13 protein-coding genes are annotated in these 18,020 nt (G+C 61.1%); 7 read left to right on the top strand and 6 right to left on the bottom strand.

Annotated features, from left to right (window positions below; translation table 11 throughout):
- Positions 1–295 precede the first annotated feature (295 nt).
- From DSCA_RS12855 to DSCA_RS12845, 3 genes are all read left to right on the top strand, one after another.
- On the top strand, positions 296–1,432 hold the full coding sequence (locus DSCA_RS12855) for an ABC transporter substrate-binding protein (protein ID WP_155316810.1): 1,137 nt from the start codon (positions 296–298) through the stop codon (positions 1,430–1,432).
- Between the two features lie 4 nt (positions 1,433–1,436).
- Entirely contained in the window at positions 1,437–4,814 is a 3,378-nt protein-coding gene (locus DSCA_RS12850) for a PAS domain S-box protein (protein ID WP_167527749.1), read from the top strand.
- 205 nt (positions 4,815–5,019) lie between these two features.
- A complete protein-coding gene (locus DSCA_RS12845) occupies positions 5,020–5,364 on the top strand; it encodes an Mth938-like domain-containing protein (protein ID WP_155316808.1) in 345 nt (114 codons plus the stop codon).
- A 142-nt stretch (positions 5,365–5,506) separates the two neighbouring features.
- Here DSCA_RS12845 and DSCA_RS12840 read toward each other — a convergent pair whose 3' ends face one another.
- Positions 5,507–6,574, bottom strand: coding sequence for a hypothetical protein (locus tag DSCA_RS12840; protein WP_155316807.1), 1,068 nt, complete (start codon positions 6,572–6,574; stop codon positions 5,507–5,509).
- Positions 6,575–6,792: 218 nt separating this feature from the next.
- Between DSCA_RS12840 and DSCA_RS12835 the strand changes: the two genes are divergently transcribed.
- Together DSCA_RS12835 and DSCA_RS12830 are read left to right on the top strand one after the other, a co-directional pair.
- The gene (locus DSCA_RS12835; protein ID WP_155316806.1) at positions 6,793–7,389 is read left to right on the top strand and encodes a flavodoxin family protein; all 597 of its coding nucleotides are present in this window, start codon (positions 6,793–6,795) and stop codon (positions 7,387–7,389) included.
- A gap of 135 nt (positions 7,390–7,524) precedes the next feature.
- Positions 7,525–7,908, top strand: a complete 384-nt coding sequence (locus DSCA_RS12830; protein ID WP_155316805.1) for a Rid family detoxifying hydrolase — start codon at positions 7,525–7,527, stop codon at positions 7,906–7,908.
- A gap of 172 nt (positions 7,909–8,080) precedes the next feature.
- Here the strand turns inward: DSCA_RS12830 and DSCA_RS12825 are convergent, their stop codons facing one another.
- Positions 8,081–11,002 carry an ASKHA domain-containing protein gene (locus DSCA_RS12825; RefSeq protein ID WP_155316804.1) on the bottom strand — a complete coding sequence of 974 codons (2,922 nt, stop codon included), beginning with the start codon at positions 11,000–11,002 and terminating at the stop codon, positions 8,081–8,083.
- Between the two features lie 197 nt (positions 11,003–11,199).
- Here DSCA_RS12825 and DSCA_RS12820 point away from each other — a divergent pair, with 197 nt between their 5' ends.
- A complete protein-coding gene (locus tag DSCA_RS12820; RefSeq protein WP_231716470.1) occupies positions 11,200–12,093 on the top strand; it encodes a DMT family transporter in 894 nt (297 codons plus the stop codon).
- Between the two features lie 115 nt (positions 12,094–12,208).
- Here DSCA_RS12820 and DSCA_RS12815 read toward each other — a convergent pair whose 3' ends face one another.
- The 3 genes from DSCA_RS12815 to DSCA_RS12805 all read right to left on the bottom strand — a co-directional run bounded on the left by DSCA_RS12815 (position 12,209) and on the right by DSCA_RS12805 (position 15,957).
- Positions 12,209–12,415, bottom strand: coding sequence for a hypothetical protein (locus DSCA_RS12815; protein WP_155316803.1), 207 nt, complete (start codon positions 12,413–12,415; stop codon positions 12,209–12,211).
- Positions 12,416–12,443: 28 nt separating this feature from the next.
- On the bottom strand, positions 12,444–15,215 hold the full coding sequence (locus tag DSCA_RS12810; protein ID WP_155316802.1) for a methyltransferase domain-containing protein: 2,772 nt from the start codon (positions 15,213–15,215) through the stop codon (positions 12,444–12,446).
- A 145-nt stretch (positions 15,216–15,360) separates the two neighbouring features.
- Positions 15,361–15,957, bottom strand: a complete 597-nt coding sequence (locus DSCA_RS12805; protein ID WP_155316801.1) for a glycerol-3-phosphate acyltransferase — start codon at positions 15,955–15,957, stop codon at positions 15,361–15,363.
- Positions 15,958–16,225: 268 nt separating this feature from the next.
- Between DSCA_RS12805 and DSCA_RS12800 the strand changes: the two genes are divergently transcribed.
- Positions 16,226–17,011: an AMP nucleosidase gene (locus tag DSCA_RS12800; RefSeq protein ID WP_167527748.1), complete on the top strand. Its 786-nt coding sequence runs from the start codon at positions 16,226–16,228 to the stop codon at positions 17,009–17,011.
- 135 nt (positions 17,012–17,146) lie between these two features.
- Here DSCA_RS12800 and DSCA_RS12795 read toward each other — a convergent pair whose 3' ends face one another.
- Positions 17,147–17,914, bottom strand: coding sequence for a metal-dependent transcriptional regulator (locus DSCA_RS12795; RefSeq protein ID WP_155316799.1), 768 nt, complete (start codon positions 17,912–17,914; stop codon positions 17,147–17,149).
- Positions 17,915–18,020: the final 106 nt, after the last annotated feature.

The raw sequence follows: 18,020 nt of genomic DNA, 5'->3' as shown, positions 1-18,020 counted from the left end.
TACATTAGACTGATGGCTACCACGCCACAATAGATGACGTCTATGGGATATTTCCAATCGGGACGTTTAACCCGCACGTGACGACCGCGGTCGCCATCAGTATGCGATATGATGCCGGAATGGTTTAATACAGACTTTTAGGATCTTGGGTCAATCGTTGCCGCATAACACAAATGCGTCTGCAACGGAAGCCGTTACGTTCTTTACACGATCCGTCACACTTATCGAATCCATCGTAAACGCAGTCATGCTGTTGCTTCCATCGGCGCCGCCTTTTTGAAGGAGAACTTCTTTCGTGAGAGCCGTCTTCCACTGGAAACGATCTTTTTGGCGTTGGGCCGGTTCAGGGGTGTTCATCGGTTTCCTGTTTCTGGGCTGCCAGCCGGCAGAGCCCATTCGCCTCGGGTTTGTTGGGGGAACGTCCGGCCGGGTGGCAGACCTGGGCATTTCCGGGCGGGATGCCGCCCAGCTGGCGGTTGAACAATGCAATCGAAATGGCGGCATCGACGGCCGCCAGGTACTGCTTATTATCAAGAACGACCAGCAGGATGGCGACATGGCCCGGAAAGCCGTACGCGAACTGATCGGCGAAGGCGTGGCTGCCATTATCGGTCCCATGACCAGTGACATGGGCCTTGCGATCACCCCCCTTTTGAATGAAAATCGCCTGGTCGCCGTAAGCCCGACCGTTACCACCCAGCATCTTTCCGGCCGGGACGATTATTTCTTCCGGGTCTCTGCCACGACCCGCGAATACGCTGGCAGGAGCGCCCGCTATCACATCCATAGCGGAGATTTGCGGCGCATCGTTGCGGCCTACGACCGGGGCAACCGCTCCTTTACTGAAAACTGGCTGGAAAACTTTCACACGCCCTTCACCGCCGCCGGGGGGGAGATCCTTGCCACCATCGGATTCAACACCGCCGAGGGGCGAACGTTTCTGGAGATTGCCCGCGAACTGCTGGCGCCGGTGCCCGACGGCGTGCTGATTATCGCCAACTCCATGGACTCAGCCGTCCTGTGCCAGCAGATTCGCAAACTCGACCCCGCCATCCCGATCTCGCTGGCCGACTGGGGGGCCACCGAGCGGCTCCTGGAACTGGGCGGCAGAGCCGTCGAGGGGGTCACGGTGGTTCAAACCTTTGATCGCGGCAGCCCGGCACCCCGGTATCAGGCATTTCGCAAAGCTTATCTTGAACGCTATCATCGTGAGCCGGGTTTTCCCGGGGTTTATGCCCACGAGGCCACCCAGGTGGTGCTGGCCGCCCTGCGCGCTCAAAAAAAAGGCCGGAGCCTCAAGGAGGCCCTTCTTTCCCTGCGGCAGTTCGAGGGGCTGCAAGACGACTTCAGTTTTGACGAATTTGGTGATGTGAAGCGGTCCAATGCCTCCATCAGCATTGTCCGGAACCGGAAGTTTGTTGTCCTGGAGTAATATCATGAAATCACCGATGTCGCTTCGCCGCTATCTGTCTCTGCAGTTTGCATTGGTGGCCGCCCTGCCGGTGGTGATTATCGCCGCTCTCGTGTGGCAGTTCCTGATGCCCCAGATGCGCGCCAATATCGGTGTTCAGCATCAAGGCCTGGCCCGGGCCATAGCCGGCCAGGTATCGGACCACCTGAAAGGCGGCGAGCGTCAGCTGGCTGCCCTGGCCGACTTCGTGGAGTCCCGGGGGCCCCAGCGGCCATCCCAGTTGACGGCCCTGCTGGATGCCCAATGCGGCAACGGTGAAATCTTCGAGACCATCTACCTTGCCTCCCACCGGGATGAAACCATTTACAGCGTCGGTCTTGCCCTCCTGCGCCGGTCAAAGCGCGATGACCTGCTGGGCATGGATCTTTCCGGTCGAGGCTTTCTGAACCCGGCCCATCATCAGGGAAAGCCCGCCTGGTCGGAAACATTTCTTTCCACTGCCAGCAGCCGGTTGGCGGTGGCGCTGACCATCCCATTGTCAGGCAGCGCGGTCATCGGCGAAATCACACTGGACCGGTTTTCCGAATTCATCAGCCACCTGCCGCTGGAAGCCGGCCTGTTCACCATGGTTCTGGACCGGCAGGGCCGCATCGTGGCGGATTCACAGCGGCTGCGCTGGGGGCAGCGGCTGTCTTTGACGGAGCTCCCCGCTGGCACTGCCAGCGGCGATGGCGTATTTGCATCCAGTGCCTTCGAACTGGACGGCAAGCGGTTTTTGGGAACGATGGTCGATGTCAGCGAGCTGGGCTGGTACGTTCTGGTCGCCCAGCCGATTCAGGCGGCCTATCAACCCCTGCGCGCCGCTTTTGGAATGATTGGTTTAGGATTGGTTTCGGCCCTGATGCTGGCCCTGGGGGTGGCCTGGCTGCAGGCCGGCAATCTTTCCCGGACCTTTCGCGCCTATGGCGAACAGGCGCAACGCATCGCCCGGGGAAGGTATGACCTGCACTGGCCGCCGCCCAAAACCGCAGAATTCATGCATCTGGCCCAGGGCCTCGAGCACATGGCCCGGATGATCAGCCGGCGCGAAAAGGCCCTTGTGGCCAGCGAGACCCGCATGCGAATTACCCTGGATTCCATCGGTGATGCCGTTATTGCCACCGATGCCTCAGGGGCCGTTGTCCGGATGAACCCCATTGCCGAGCAGTTGACCGGGTGGTCGTCGACAGAAGCCAGCGGCCGGCGGCTGTCAGAGGTCTTTCAAATCGTCAACGCCCACACGCGACAGCCGGTTGTCAGTCCGGTGGAGGAAGTACTGGCCAACGGGAAGATCGTCGGTCTGGCCAATCACACCGTGCTGATCCGCAGGGATGGCCGGGAATACCAGATTGCCGACAGCGGGGCGCCCATCCTCCATCCCGACGGGCGCATGGTCGGGGTCGTGCTGGTGTTCCGGGATGTCACCGACGCATATGCCCAGCAACAAAAAATCCGTGAGAACGAGAAACAGCTCAAAGACGTTACCGCCAATGTCCCCGGGGTGGTCTTCCAGCTCAGCGCCACTTACGACCACGTGTTTACCTGTCGTTATGTAAGCCCGAAGGCATTGGAAATTTTTGGTGTCGAGAGCGCCGAGGGCACGTTTTTCGATAAATTCACCCGGTGTATGCCTGACAGCGAAAGAAACCGTTTCATGGCCTCCATCCGCGGGGCGGTCACTCATCAGCACAACTGGCAATATGAAGGCCGGTTGGTCAAACCTTCCGGAGACCGCATCTGGTTTTCGGCCCATGCAACCTTCCAAAGGACCGGTGCAGAGACCGTTTTTAATGGCATGTGGATGGACGTCACCGACCGTCGCCGGTTGGAGGCCGCTCTTCGTCTCACCCAGTTCAGCTTTGATAAGGCTGCCATCGGTATCTTTCGGATCGGTTCGAACGCCCGGATCCTCAATGTAAACGAGAAAGCCGCCCGCACCCTCGGATACTCCATGGAAGAACTGACCGCCCTGTCCGTTTTCGACATCGACCCGCAGGTCAACCGTGACAATTGGGAAGACGTATGGCAAACCCTTTGTAAGAAGAAAGCGGATTCGTTTGATACGATCCACCGGCGTAAAGACGGCCTTGAAATACCCGTGGTAATTTCTTCCAATCTGCTCGAATATGACGACCGGCAATTTTCAATTGCATTTGTGCAGGACATCACTGAGCGCAAAAAAGCGGAAAAGGAGACCAAGCGTTTGGGTGAGGCGTTGCTCCAAGCCCAGAAAATGGAGGCCATCGGAACCCTGGCCGGCGGCATTGCCCATGATTTCAACAATATCCTCGCGGCCGTGATTGGATATTCCGAGCTGTCCCTTCCGGAGGTGGATCCGGATTCCAGGGTGCACAGCCATTTGAGGCAGATTCTCAAAGCCGGACTGCGCGCCCGGGATCTGGTCGCACAGATTCTGACCTTCAGCCGCAAGGATGAGCGCGACCTGCGTCCCCTGCAGGTTGCTCCCCTGGTCAAGGAGGCGCTGAGGCTGCTGCGGTCATTGATGCCCGCCACCATCGACATAAAACAGCAAATCAGCCCCGGCATCGACCCTGTCATGGCCGACCCGACCCAGATCCATCAGATCGTCATGAACCTGAGCACCAACGCCGGCCATGCCATGGATTCCGATGGCGGCTGCCTGACCGTCAGCGTCTCGCAGGTTCGGCTCTCCGACCGGGACATTCGGATGCACCCCGGACTGCATCCGGGCGAATATCTGAAACTCAGCGTTCAGGACACCGGCAGGGGCATTCCCCCTGAAATCATGCAAAAGATATACGATCCCTACTTCACCACCAAGGAGAAGGGCAAGGGCACGGGGCTGGGACTGTCGGTGGTCCACGGGATCGTCAAGAGCTATGGCGGGGCCATTTACGCATACAGCGAACCGGGCACCGGCACCACATTCAATGTTTACATCCCGTCAGCCGTTCAACCGGTTGCCGTCGAGCAGGAGGTGGATTCCGAACTTCCCGGCGGCAGTGAGCGTATCCTGCTGGTCGATGACGAACCGGCACTGATCGATGTGGGTCGGCACCTGCTGGAAAAGCTGGGCTACCGGGTGTCAACCGCCAGCAGCGGAACGGAAGCCCTGGACCTGTTTCGGGATGCGCCCCAGGCCATCGATCTGGTGCTTACCGATATGACCATGCCCCACATGACCGGAGACCGGCTGGCTGCCGAACTGTTGAAAATCAAGCCGGGGCTGCCCATCATCATCAGCACGGGATACAGCATCCACATGTCCGCAGAGAAGGCGCAGGAAAGGGGGATCCAGGCCTTTATCTACAAACCCATCGTGGAAGCGGATCTGGCCGGAATCGTTCGCCGCGTGCTGGACGGGGGCAACCCGACCGCTTGACCTTTTTCAACGCCTTGACCGTTCCGGAAAAGTCAGACGCCTGCGTTCCCTTTCACCCCCTTGTCACGGACATTCAAAACGGGTTGAAAAACAGGATTTCTTCGTTACCTTGTGGGTGTAAGGATTTTTGGCGTGACGAGGTCGCCCGACCGAATCTTCCGATGGACCGTGGCCCGGTTCATCATATGCGTTGACAGGAGAGACCATGATCGACAGCACCGCATTCGGTGTGATGACCATTGACGGCCGGACCTATACGTCCGACCTGTTCATCTTTCCCGACGGCCGTGTCCAGGAGGGATGGTGGCGGCAGCGGGGCCATGTGCTGGCCGTTGACGATATCCTTTCCCTCGTCGACGCCGGCCCGGCATTGATTGTGGCCGGCACGGGCACCAGCGGGCGAATGCGCCCGGAAGCCAACCTGATGCCCTTTCTCGGCGAACGGGGCATTGAATTCATCGCCAGACCCAATTCCCGGGCCATCGCCATTTACAACCATCGGCTGGCGAAGGGGGAGTCGGTCGGTGCGTGCTTTCATCTGACCTGCTGATGCGCTCAGACCGAGAGCGGGCGAATGCCTGCAAAAGAAACCCATTTCCATTCATAAAGGGTGCCGGAGACCTGCGGCGCCGGTGATCCCGTCTTTTCCGGGGCGATCCCGGATTCGGAAACCATCGACCGCTTCATTTCTCTTAAAAGTAGCGTGGTGGAAAATAGGCGCCCCATTTGCTGCCAATTATTCTCCTGTTGCATGACAGCCGACGGTCCAGGCTCTCAATGTCGTCAAAGGGGCCGTCCATGGCATTGATTCCCGTATAGTTGGCGACAAGCAGGTAACGCCCGTCCTCGAGGATGATGCCCGACCCGGTGTGGAGACCGTCCCAGGGATCTTCGTCCCATTTGACACTTCTCAGAAAGGTCCGGTAGCCGGCACGCTTCAGCATGAACTGTGCAAAATAGGCCGCCCCGGTGCACTGGGCGGTTTTCTTGAAAAAGGTGCAATAGACGCCGCTGGCGGGGGTTTTGCGAAATGAGAAGAAGTTATTGATGTAATAGCTGATGAGCTCCGGCGAATTCAGGCGGTCGGCAACCGTATAAAACCGTTTCCAGCGGGACTGTTTCAGGGCCGTTTGTATCGTACCCCAGTCACTGGTGTTGAACACCTCTTTTTTTCTCAGAAAATCGTCCATGATATAGCCCTGCAGCTGCCGGGTGCTGTGCCGTTTCGCGAGCACGGCGTATTCTTCCGCTTCCGCCGCAGTCGTCAAGCGTTGAATGATTTCACGGATCACGGGGCCGAGCATCAGCACGGTCTCGCCATTCCAGGCCGCGTCAAGAACTTTTTCCAGGGTATATGCCGGACCGGTGCCGGTTGAAGGGGTGCCGGTCCATCCGTCGTCCGGGTCCGGGCGCATGCCGATCCGGCAGCCCCCATCGGGGCCCGCCGTCTGAACAATGTTGAGTCCCAGCAGCAGGCCGGACGCCTCCAGCCGTCTATCCTGGACCATCCAGAACAAGGCCTGAAGCGGCGTACAAAAATTCCGATGCGCAGGCAGGCCGATGGTGTCCATGCACGCAAACATCCGATCGAATCGGTCCGGGGCGAGCCGGTAGAGGGCCAGGAGGGTGTGAAGGGCCAGGCGTGATGACCTTGTCTGTCCTTTCCGGATCTCGGGGATCTTGGCCAGTTCGTCTGCCAGATGCGGGTTCAGACGGCCAATCTGTGACAGGCCATCTTTAATGGAAGGGGTGTTTTTCATTGCATTAAGCTTACCTGAAACGGTAGAGAATGAAAGCTGAAAAAAAATGCCCGCCAGCGCCGTCGCGTTCTGATTCGACCGGCGGACCGGGCCGCCGGTTGATTTTTAGCGGTTGAAAATGATAGATCTCCGCCATGCCGCCGGCTCCCGGTGACCCTCCGGCCCCGATATTCCCCGGCCGCCTGCGTTGAATCCACGTAACCCAAAGGACGTGCACCATGATAGAGATCGCCGCCGTATTTGGAAGCCCGCGCCGAAAAGGCAATACCTCAACCCTGCTCAACCATGCCGTCGCCGGTGCGCGCGATGCCGGTGCGCAGGTCACTGAAATCGTGTTGCGGGATTTGAAGATGTCTCCCTGCCTGGAAATATACGGGTGTAAAAAAGCCGGGTCCTGTGTCATCAAGGATGATTTCGGGCCTGTCGAATCCCTGCTGCAGCGCACCGACGGGTTGATGCTGGCGTCACCGATTTTTTTTTACACGGTCAGCGCCCATACCAAGATCCTGATGGATCGCTGCAACTCCCTCTGGGTAAAAAAATATTGGATAGACAAAAAACCCTTCGGCCAGAAAAACTATCCCCGGAAAGGCCTGTTTATCTCCGTCGGGTCCACCAAGGGAAAACGGCTGTTTGAAGGCGCACAGTTGAGCGTAAAATATTTCATGGATGCGCTGGATATGCAGTTGTGGAAATCCCTGTTGTACAAGAACATCGAAACCGAAGGACAGATTCAGGAATCCCCGGCCGCATTGAAAGAGGCCTACGAAGCCGGTAAGGCCATGGTCCAGGCGTTGTCGAATCGCCAGGGGTAGCGTCCATGTTCGCCAACGATGCCGCCGGGTCAGATCGGAGGCGGTCACGGCCTCGGCCAGCACCGATTCGTCATCATCCGAAATCGTCACGTAAAAGTTGGCATCAACTTCGAAGATGAATAAAGGAGCGTTATCATGAGTTTAAAAACGGTTCACACCGACAGCGCCCCGGCGGCCATCGGCCCCTATTCACAGGCCGTGGTTGCCGCACCGTTCGTTTTTGTCAGCGGCCAGCTGGGCATGGACCCGGCTACCGGGAACCTGGTGGGGGAGGACCTGGAAAGCCAGGCGCGCCAGGCCCTCGAAAACGTGAAGCAGATCCTTGTCGCCGCCGGCAGCAGCCTGGAGCAGGCGACCGTCGTGGAAGTTTTTCTCACCGATATGGACCGGTTCATGGACTTCAACGCCATCTACGCCGAGTATTTTCCAGCGCATAAACCCGCGCGCGCCGCCGTCGAGGTGAGTGCGCTGCCCAAGGGCGGGTGCGTGGAGATCAAGTGTACGGCATTGATAGACTGATAGCAGTAACTGAAATGGCCCTTGTCTGTGTTGGTCCGTGGCGAAAGAAAAGGTATTAGTTCACGGTTATCGGTTTACGGTTACCCGCTGCCTTCATTTTTTCTTAACCGTGAACCGGTAACTGTAAACCGTGAACGGTTACAAAAGAAGAATCAGGTAAATAGGCTGAAGGCTATCCTTCAATTTCCGGAAACCCCGTAGCCAGGGCAAACGCCATGGCAAAATCGGGCTCGGAGGCCAGCTCCAGATAGCGGATACGGCGGCAGAGGGTGCGCGCTTCCGATCTCAGGTTTTGGTCCAGCAGGGCCATTACCACCCCCACGCCGGCCAGGTTCTCCCTGGGAATGACCTCGCCCCGGGCGGCGGCCGGCGGCAGCATGCCGATGGCAAGGGCGTTTTTCCAGTTGAAGCGGGCTCCGAAGGCACCGGTGAGGATCGTCCGGTCGATTTTTCCGATGCCGGCCTTGCGCATGAGAAATTCAATGCCCGTGCAAAGGGCCCCCTTGGCCAGCTGAATCTGGCGAACGTCCTTCAGGCTGACGGAAATCTCATTGCCGGTGGCGCTCTGATCCTTGTCGGCCAGGGTGTAATATCTCCCGATGCCCCCTTGGTCGGACACCACGCCGTCACGCGCTTCGTCCAGTCGACCATTGGGACGGATCACTCCGAGCTGGCGCAGGGCGGCGATGGCGTCGATGATGCCCGAACCGCAGAGCCCCATGGGCCGATTGCGGCCATCATTTCCCAGCACCTCGTAGGCAACGCGGCCAAGGTTTTCGTCCGGCCAGGCGCGGTGGATGGCGCCGGACACCGCCCGCATGCCGCAGGATATCTGGGCGCCCTCAAGCGCCGGGCCGGTGGCGCAGCTGGTGGCCCACAACCCCTCCCGGTTGCCCAGCACCACCTCGCCGTTGGTGCCAATGTCCACGATGAGGCTGGTTTCGTCCCGTTCGTGGGGACGGTCCGCCAGGATGGCGGCCATGGTGTCGCCGCCCACAAAACCCGATACGACCGGCATGAGAAATACGGGCACGGCCGGGTCGGTGGCCAACCCCAGGTCCCCGGCGTTGAACACCGGCGGCGTCAGCGTCAGGGGGAAATAGGGGAATACCCCTAACCCGTTGGGGTGCCATCCGGCAAAAACCTGCTGCATGGTGGTGTTGCCGCATACGGCCACCTCGTCGATGGCGGCATGGGGGGCGCCGGCCTGCTCCAGGCAGCGGGTCATGAGAATATTGATGCCTTCTGCGGCCAGTCGCTGGAATTGTTCCAGATGCGATTCCTTTTCGTTGATCCGGCTGATCCGGCTGATGACATCCTCACCGAACCGTCGCTGGGGGTTGACGCAGGCGTCCGCGGCCAGCAGCTTTCCCGTCCTCAAGTCGCACAGGTAGCCTGCCACCGACGTGGTGCCCAGATCGACGGCAAACCCGAGGCTGACGGTGTGATCCCCTTTTAGGAGGCGGCGTATGCCGGTCTCCCCGTGCACCACCAGGGTGAAGGCCTTCAGGCTGTCGCGGTAGCGGCTTAACTGGCGCAGGGCCGCGGGATCGGCCATCGAGGCCGCCCTTTCCCCCACCTGGTCGGCCAGCCAGTCCACCAGGCTTTCGGGCGTGTGGTCCGTTTTCAGGCCCGGCGAAGGGCCGTCCACGCTGAACCGCCGGATCATGGGGTCCGCCGGATAGCTGCCGGCAATGCCCGTCTTGCCGCGGGTCTCGGCACTTTCCGCCAGGGTGTCGGGGATGGTGACCCTTGCCGTCCCGGTGGCCCGGGCCTGGCAGGCAAGGCGCGACCCGTCGGCCATCTGGTCCGGTGTGAGTACGTCCAGTTCCGCATCGGAGAGGGGCGAGAAATTCGTCTGCGGATGGACCAGCACACGGCATTTGCCGCAGACCCCCATGCCGCCGCAGTCGGCCCGGATGTCGATGCCATGGTCGGCTCCCAGTTCCTGAAGGGTTTTGGTCTCATCCACGGGTACGTTCAGCCCGGCCGGTTCGAATTTGACCACACGAGGCGCTGCCGGGTCGGAGACCACGAACCCGTCCGCATGCGCTTTCACCCGGTCGGCGATGGTATACCATCCGCTGTCGCGCACCGGCAACGCGTCGGAAAGAAAGGATGAACGCACGTCCAGGCGGTTGCCGGCCACCCGCCATTGGATGCAGGCGTAGGGGGTGAACCCCGCTTCGCCTCCGGCACGGCAGCGGGTGGCGATGCCGCCCGTTGCCGTGGAACCGTATATCTCCACCAGGTCCGTTTCCGTTGCACGGGAAAAGGCCTCGCCGTCGGCATCGTCCAGGGTGCCGGACACGCAAAAGGCCAGCCGCAGGGCGCCCCGTTCCGGCGGGTTGTCCGCCAGGGCGCGGTAGTGGGCGGGGACACTCACGAAAATGGTCGGAGACGCGGCGGCCATCTGCTGGCGGATCGCTTCGGGATGGGACGGGGTCACTGCCGCCACCCGCGCCGATACCGCCAGGGGGATCAGCACGGCGTGTAACAGCCCGCGAATATGCAGGGGCGGGTCAGTGGAGAGGATACGGTCGCTGCTGCCTATTTCGTAGCGCCTGACCAGATAGTCCACTTCGCCCAGCAGGTTGCGGGGGGTTTTGGACCAGAGGCGCGCGCTGTCGCCGAAGCCGCCGGCGAACAGACGGACCCAGGGGCTGTCCGGGGTCAGCACCTCTCCGGCGGCCAGGGACTCCGCCTCGTCCACCAGGGTGTCCACGTCGATTGATGCAACCCCGGCCGGCACATGGTCGCCGGACCGGCCGATGGCGCTGGTGAAGCCGGTCAGCCGGTGCAGGTCCGCGAGGGCGGCGGCCGACAGGGTATGGGGGATCAGCAGTTCCGGTCCACCGGCCAGAGAGGCCAGGAGGGCGGCCGCCATTACCGTGCGGTCATCGGAACAGAGGCAGACCGGTTTGCCGTCGTCCTTCCGGCTGCTGAAAAAAGCCTTGATCCGTCTTGCCATGCGGTAAAGTTCGTCATAATTGCTGCCCGGCATGCAGAACGCCTGACCCGGTCTGGCCGGGCCGCAAAGCAGGCGTTCGGTCATCAGGGAAACCGTGTCCTTGTTTTCATCTGGTTGCGTCATCGGTGGGTTGAATCCTTGAATCGTTAACGGCGGCCTGAGCCGCTGCGGGTATTGGCTGGGCACCAGTTAATACAATGCGCGGGCGGGGTCAAGGTCTTCCACCGCCGAGCAATGACTTGACAGGACCGGATAATTTGAATACCTATCGGTTCCGGCCGGGCTGCATCATCACCAGGATCAAAACTGAAAGCCTCTTCATGCCCCAAACACCCCCTCCCGCCACCACGGTCCATGCCCCGGCAATGATGGGTATCCTCGGGTGTCTGGCTGTTTTTGCATCGGCGTTCTGCTTCTATTTTTCAACGGTGGTGATCCGATGGTCACGGGAGGTGGTGGCCATCGATTCGGCCTATTTTGCCTTTTTCCGCTTTTTTCTGGGTTTCCTGGTGGTCTGCGTCATCATGGGCTTCCAGCGGCAGGGGCCCGCCCCCAAGCGCTACCACCTGCTGATCGGCCGCACCGTCGGCAACTGCATCGCCGTCTACTGCTTCTATCAGGCGGTGCGCTACACCTCGGTGGCCGAGGCCAATATTCTGAACATGACCTACCCCATCTTCGTGGTCATCCTGTCATGGGTCCTTCTTCGTCACCAGCGGGACCCGGTGGCCGTGGCCATGGTGGTGCTGGCGGTTGCCGGTGTCTGGCTGATCCTGCAGCCGGGACGCCTGGGGCTGACCCTCACCAGCCTCTGGGGGCTGGCCTCCGGGATCAGTGCGGCCTTTGCCATCGTCTACCTGAACCTCAGCCGGCAGCACCACGATGCCAATACCGTATTGTTTTACATGTTCGGCCTGGGGTCGGTGCTGATGTTTCTTTTTTTTCACCATCACTTCTTCTGGCCCGACGTCCGTGAGTTCAGCTACCTGGCCCTTTGCGGCGGGGCCGGCATCGCCGGCCAGTTTCTCATCACCATCGGCTTCCGCTACGTGACCGCTGTGGAGGGCGGCGTCATTTCCTCAACCCGGATCTTGCTGGCCGCCCTGCTGGGACCCTGGCTGGCTGGGGATCCGTCACTGGGGGGGGCCGGATGGATGGGCGCCCTGCTGATTTTCGGGGCCAATGTGGTCCTGACGGTCAGAAAAGGGCGTTGAGGCGGGCGGGCCCCGTCGTGGGGTATCGTCCGGGGTGATGCCGGAAATGATGGCCTTTTCTCTCCCCGCCGTCAGGACCCCTGACCGGACACCGGAAGCTGGATCCCCCGGGGATTTATCTGGGCCGGGCCACGTGCCAGAAGGCCGCGGTGCGCCTGCCGGCGGTCTGGGCGGCCAGGATCTCGAAGCCGCATTTGTCCAGGATGCGGTTCAGGGCCTCTCGGTCCCGGTAACAGGCGTCGGGGCCCGTGATCCTGTTTTTGAAACGCACCAGGCGGCCTGTCCAGTGGCGGGCGGCCGACGGTGGCGGCGGGGAGCGCATGATCAGGCGGCCGCCCGGAAGCAGGCGTTCATGGATGCGTTCCAGGGTTTTTTTCCAGTTCCCAGTCCTGCAGGTGGTGGCTCACGTCAAGCATCGTCGCCAGGTTCACCAGTACATCCATGGGCGGCAGATCGGGCGCCGATCCCCTGATGATGCGTCCCCGGGGGCCCAATGCCAGGGCCGCTGCCCTTACCCGCTCCGGGTCCGGGTCGATGCCGTGGATAATCGCATAGGGATAGCGGTCGGCCATCCAGCAGGCCGGGGCCCCATATCCGCAGCCCACATCCAGGATGTTTGCCGCGTCCGTTTCGGCCGGCAGCCGTGCCGACAGTTCCCCGATCAGCGGGCCCAGACGCCGCCCGGAGCCGGCCATGAGTCTCGGGCAGGGTGCCATATTACGATAGCGCCGTCGGATGCCGCCGGTGTCCGTGGGCGTGGCTTCGAACCGACGCTTCAGCAGGGGCGGCAGAATCAGCAGTGCACCGGCCAGGCTGTAGCCGATGGTGCAGCAGGCGATCCACCCGGCTTTTTCGAACAGGTGGTGGTCTGCGGCCGGAAGAACCCAAACGACCACCAGGGTGGCGGCGGCACCCATTATCATGGCCGTTCGGACTGCCGAAAAATGGGGGTGGTCGAAGCGCTGGTAGCGTTGGCAGCCCCGGATCAGGAACAGGCCGTAGCCCGCGCCCGGGCCTGCAATGAAGACCGACAGCAGCACTGTTGCCGGGATGTCCGGGGGGCGTCCCGTCATGCCCAGGGTGCCCGCGGTGCAGACAACGGCGAAGGCCGGGGGCAGGAGGGCCGTAAACGACAGGCCCGCGTCGGCCAGAAAGAGGACCAGCAGGAGGATCAGGCCCGCACCGAGGATCAGCAGCATGGCGGCCGTTTTTTGGAAGGGCCGTTTTCCCATGGCGGGGAAGCGGCGTGCCGGGTCGGCTACCGTCGAGATGGCGGACATCCGGTCGTTGAACCGACGACGGTCAAAGTGCTCACGGGGGGTGATGCGGGTGGTCTGAACCCACCGGCCGCCGATTTCATCCCTGGAGATGCCCAGCAGCGCTTGCAGGTCGGGCGGGATGGCCGGAGGGCGGGATGAAGGGGTGGTTATCATTTTCAGGAACGGGTCGAATTCGCCGTCGGCAAATCCCAGGGCTGCGCCTTGCCGCTCGAGCACCGAGGAGAGCAGCTGGACGCGTTCTGCGGTCCAGAATCGGCTCCAAGCATCGGCATTTTCCGCGCTGCGTCGGTGGCCGGGGAAAAAGAGGGAGGGCGTCAGCGCCTTTAGAATGCCGCCGGCGTGGGTTTCGGTTTCGAGAAGTTCCAGCAGCCGGTCGTTTTTGGCCTGAAGGGCGGCCAGGTCAGCGGCCTCGGTCATCACAACCGTATCCGAAAAGCGGTTGTCCCGGACTTCGGCCGTATTCGTTTCCCGGCTGGCGGGTTGGGGAGCCTTCCGGTCCGTGGCAACAGGCGGCCGGATGAAAACGGCCAGCACGGCCGCAGCCAGCAGGGCCAGTGCCAGCCCGGACCAACCGGCCGAGGTCAGACGGTCCGTGAACCCTGCCAAACGGCGTCCGGCAGGCGTCGGGCCATGCCGGCCGGTTGTCAGGAGCAGGGGGAACACGGTCTGGGCGAACAGGAAGGAAAACCCGATGCCCATGGCGGCGAATCGTCCCAGTTCTTCGAAAACGGCAATTCCGCTGAAAGCCAGGGCTCCGAAGGCACCGACGGCGGCCAGGACGGCCGGCAGGCCAACGGCCCGGATTTCCCGGGCGGCATGCCTTGCTCCGTTTATGGCGTCATCGTCGGCCAGTCCCATGATGGCGATGCCGTGGTTCACGCTGATGGAGACGATCAGGCCCCCGAATCCCAGCACCAGGATCGAGATGCTGTCGTGGGTCAATGAGAAAATGAAAAAGGCCGAAATCATCCCGGCCAGTGGCGGCATCAGGGACAGCATCCCAGCCAGGGGACGAATACAGGCCGCCAGCAGCACGACGATTCCTGTTGCACTCCACAGGATGATGCGCTGCACGTCGCCCTTGACCATGGACGCGTTGTCCAGGGTGGTCCGAAAGGTACCGGCGGCAGTCAGGGTGATCTCCCGGCCGAATTTTTTTTCCAGGTCCCTGTCCAGGTCGTGGAAGAACCGGGTCAGGGCGCGTGCCACGGTCGCATCCGTGCCGGAACCGATCGGGATGGCCAGGATCAGAACGTGGCGCCGGTCCGCGGAGAAAAGTCGTCCGCGGTGGATGGCGGCCCCGGGTTCCTGACTCATGGCGGCCAGTCTGGCCAGGACCATGCGGTGAAGTCCCAGCGGGTCCATGGCCATTGACGACGCCTGCCCGGGGGCGTCCGTCCGGAACCGGGTCATGGCCTGCCGAATCGCCCGGTCTGTCAGCAGCGGGGCGACCTGGACTTGCAGCTCGCCGGCGGTGAACAGCACCGGCAGATGGGGGATGACCTGATCCGACAGGTCGGCCAGGCGTTTTGGCATCGGCTGATTCCGTGCCCGGGGGAACAGATCGTTTTGCTGCAACCGCGTTTCGACCCACTCCGCGGCGGCGAGCAGCCGTGCCCCATCCCCTCCGGTGGCGCCGATGTCGATGCGGATGGGATCCACAATGGGAAGGGCGGGTGAGCGGTGGTGTCCGTCTGCGGCTACCGGGCCATTTCCGGGTGCGGCCCCTGTCATGTCGGTAACAATGGTCATGCGACCGACGGCGACCAGGAGCAGGGTCGCAGCGATGATCGTAACGGCTGCCAGTGCAAACGGGTTAATGGAAACGTTCGGTCGCATCATGGTCGTCTTTCAGGCCGCAACAGGGCCCTGGAAAACGGGGGGCTGCCATCGGCGGCGATTTCCGGCGCAACATCGTGCCGGTCATCCGCTGATGGAGGCAAGGCGGGGCTCACGGGGCAAGGACCCTCCCATGGCTCGCTGCCGGCTACCGTTGACCGCCCCATCGCTCGCGGATGTTGCGGTGGTGGCAGGCCATGATGAACAAGGCGGTCGCCGCGGCGCCGGCAGCGCCCCACCAATGGGCACCCTCGGCGACGGCTGTTCCGGCGGCCAGAACTGCAACCATGGCAAAGGATGACAGAAACGGTGTGTGCCAGATCAGGTGGGCCGCTCCCCAGGCCAGGGCACCGAGGCCGGCCCACGCCGGTGCGAGGGCCAGGGTGAATCCCAGGTAGTTGGCCACTCCCTTGCCTCCTTTGAAGCCGTGGAAGAGGGGAAAGTGGTTGCCCAGGATCAGCCCGAGTCCCACCCAGGGTACCTGCCAGAAAGGAAGCATCGCACGGGCCGCCAGGCCCACGCCGACCGCCCGACCCACATCCAGCAGAAGGACCGTCACGGCCCAGCCGAGCCCTGCCTGCCGGTAGACATTGGTGGCACCGGGGTTCCCGCTGCCGTGCTGACGCGGGTCCTCCCGACCGGTGAACCGAAATGCCAGAATGGAGAAATTCACCGATCCGGCCAGATAGGCAGCGGTTGCAAGGACGATAAATGTCAGCAGGTGCGTGGGGGGCATGTTATTCATTTTACGAATTCGTCAGAAATGCGATTTTTCACGGGGCCATCTGACCGGGTCCGGTTCATGTTTGGTTTAAGACCTTCACGGCGGCAACCCGATACCGGCCCCGGTTGAAAAGCAATAGGCTTGAAATTGAACGGATGTCAATCTTTGCCGGTGTTGCAGCCGACAGTCGATGGCTGGCCAATCCCTTACAAAACCTTGACAACCGCTTGCGGAACGGGTCTATTAGACTTTCATTTATTGCTTTTATTCCAACATGATGGGAGGCACGATGGGGCTCAAGGAACACGAATACATCCGGCAGACACTGGAGCGCTATACCAACTGCAAACTGGAAGATTTTTGCGGCCATGTGCTGATCACCAATTTTCGCCAATACATCAAGGCCTTTGCCGATCGAACCGGCAGCGAGATCCATGAGGGCATGTTCCGGATCGTCAATGCACCGGAACTGGACTGCACCATGATCGATTTCGGCATCGGGTCGCCCCAGGCGGCCCTGGTGATCAACGGCCTGGCCTATCTGGACAACCTGAAATCCGTGGTCATGCTGGGCATGTGCGGCGGGATTGACGACATCCTGGAAGTGGGCGACTTCGTGGTGCCCACAGCGGCTATCCGAGGTGAGGGAACCAGCCGCCATTACCTGCCCATGGAATTTCCCGCCCTGCCGGCCATGTCCGTGAACCTGCTGTGCATCGGGGCCGTCAAGGCCCGCCGGATGATTCCCCGCTGCGGCATCGTGTATACCACCGACCGGCGGCTGTGGGAGTTTGACAACGATTTCGTGGATTACCTGCGTTGCCAGCGCATTCTGGCCATCGAGATGGAACTGGCCACGCTGTTTTCCGTGGCCTACCGTTACGAAGTGCCCATCGGTTCGATCATGCTGGTGTCGGACATGCCCCTGCAGCGGCGCGGCATCAAGGACAAGAAACTGCACGAGGAAATCTACAAGAATCACATGAACATCCATCTTGAGATCGCCCTGGATGCCATCTCCAATCTCAAAGCCCGATGGCCGGATGTGGAGCGCCAGCTGCACAGCGAGTGGTAATAGGCTTTAAGACAATACTTTTGGCTGCGTTATCGGTCGTCGCAGTATTATCTATACGGCTTTCTCCCTCTGGCCTTGCCAAAACCATTGTCTTGAAGCCTATCAATGGCGGGTTGAACCATCAAAGGGTGGGTGTTACGTCTGGGGGATCACTTCCAGTTCGATCTTTGAGAAGTCGTCTTTGCGCAGGGACAGGTGATAGCCGCGGACCTTGATGTTGATCCTGTCGGCGTCGGCGTCCTCGTTTTCCAGTTCGATGATGCTGCCCGGGGTGATGTCCAGTTCCTTCAGCCGTTTCACGATGGTGCCTTTTCCCTTGACCCGGATCAAACGGGCGACCTGGCCGGCTTCGAGGCTTTCCAGAGTGATCGTTTCGCGTTTGGCCCGGCTGAACTGCCGTTGCCTTTTTTTCAGGTCATCCAGGCATTTTGAAATCGCGTTTTCGCATCCGGATAGGGCGTCGTCTTTTTCGCAGAACTGGCGGAACCCGCCGATCCACTCCTCCCCCCCCCGGGGGCAGATCTGAACAAACTCCACAAAACGAACCAGCCGGTCGATGATGGTCGGAGAGACGGCATGCTCCATCTTGCAGGCGGTGTCTTCCGCCTCCTGCTCGTCGACATCCAGCACTTTGGTGAAAAAATCCTTGAGAATCTCGTGGCGACGCACGATGTCCCGGGCCAGGGTCTCCCCGCTGGGGGTCAGGGTGATCACATCGTATGGGGCGTAGTTGATGTGGCCCTTTTCCCCCAGCAACCGCAGGGCCCCGGTCACCGATGCACTGTTGACGGCCATGCGAACGGCGATGTCCTTGGCCCGGGCGGCCTTTTTTTCGGAGACAATATGGTATATGGTCTCCAGGTAATCTTCCATATTGGCACTCAGGCGCTTGCTTTTCGGCATGGTATCGCTTAGTTTCCTGTAGGAGAAAAGGGGGTGTCACCCCTCATTGTTCTTTCGAAAGGGCCGGTAACCATGGCCGTCGATCTCTTCCGAAGTCTACACGGGT

Source organism: Desulfosarcina alkanivorans, assembly GCF_009688945.1.
Lineage (GTDB): Bacteria > Desulfobacterota > Desulfobacteria > Desulfobacterales > Desulfosarcinaceae > Desulfosarcina > Desulfosarcina alkanivorans.
The sequence above is the reverse complement of the archived record's forward strand: the minus strand, read 5'-3'. Positions and strand labels throughout refer to the sequence as shown.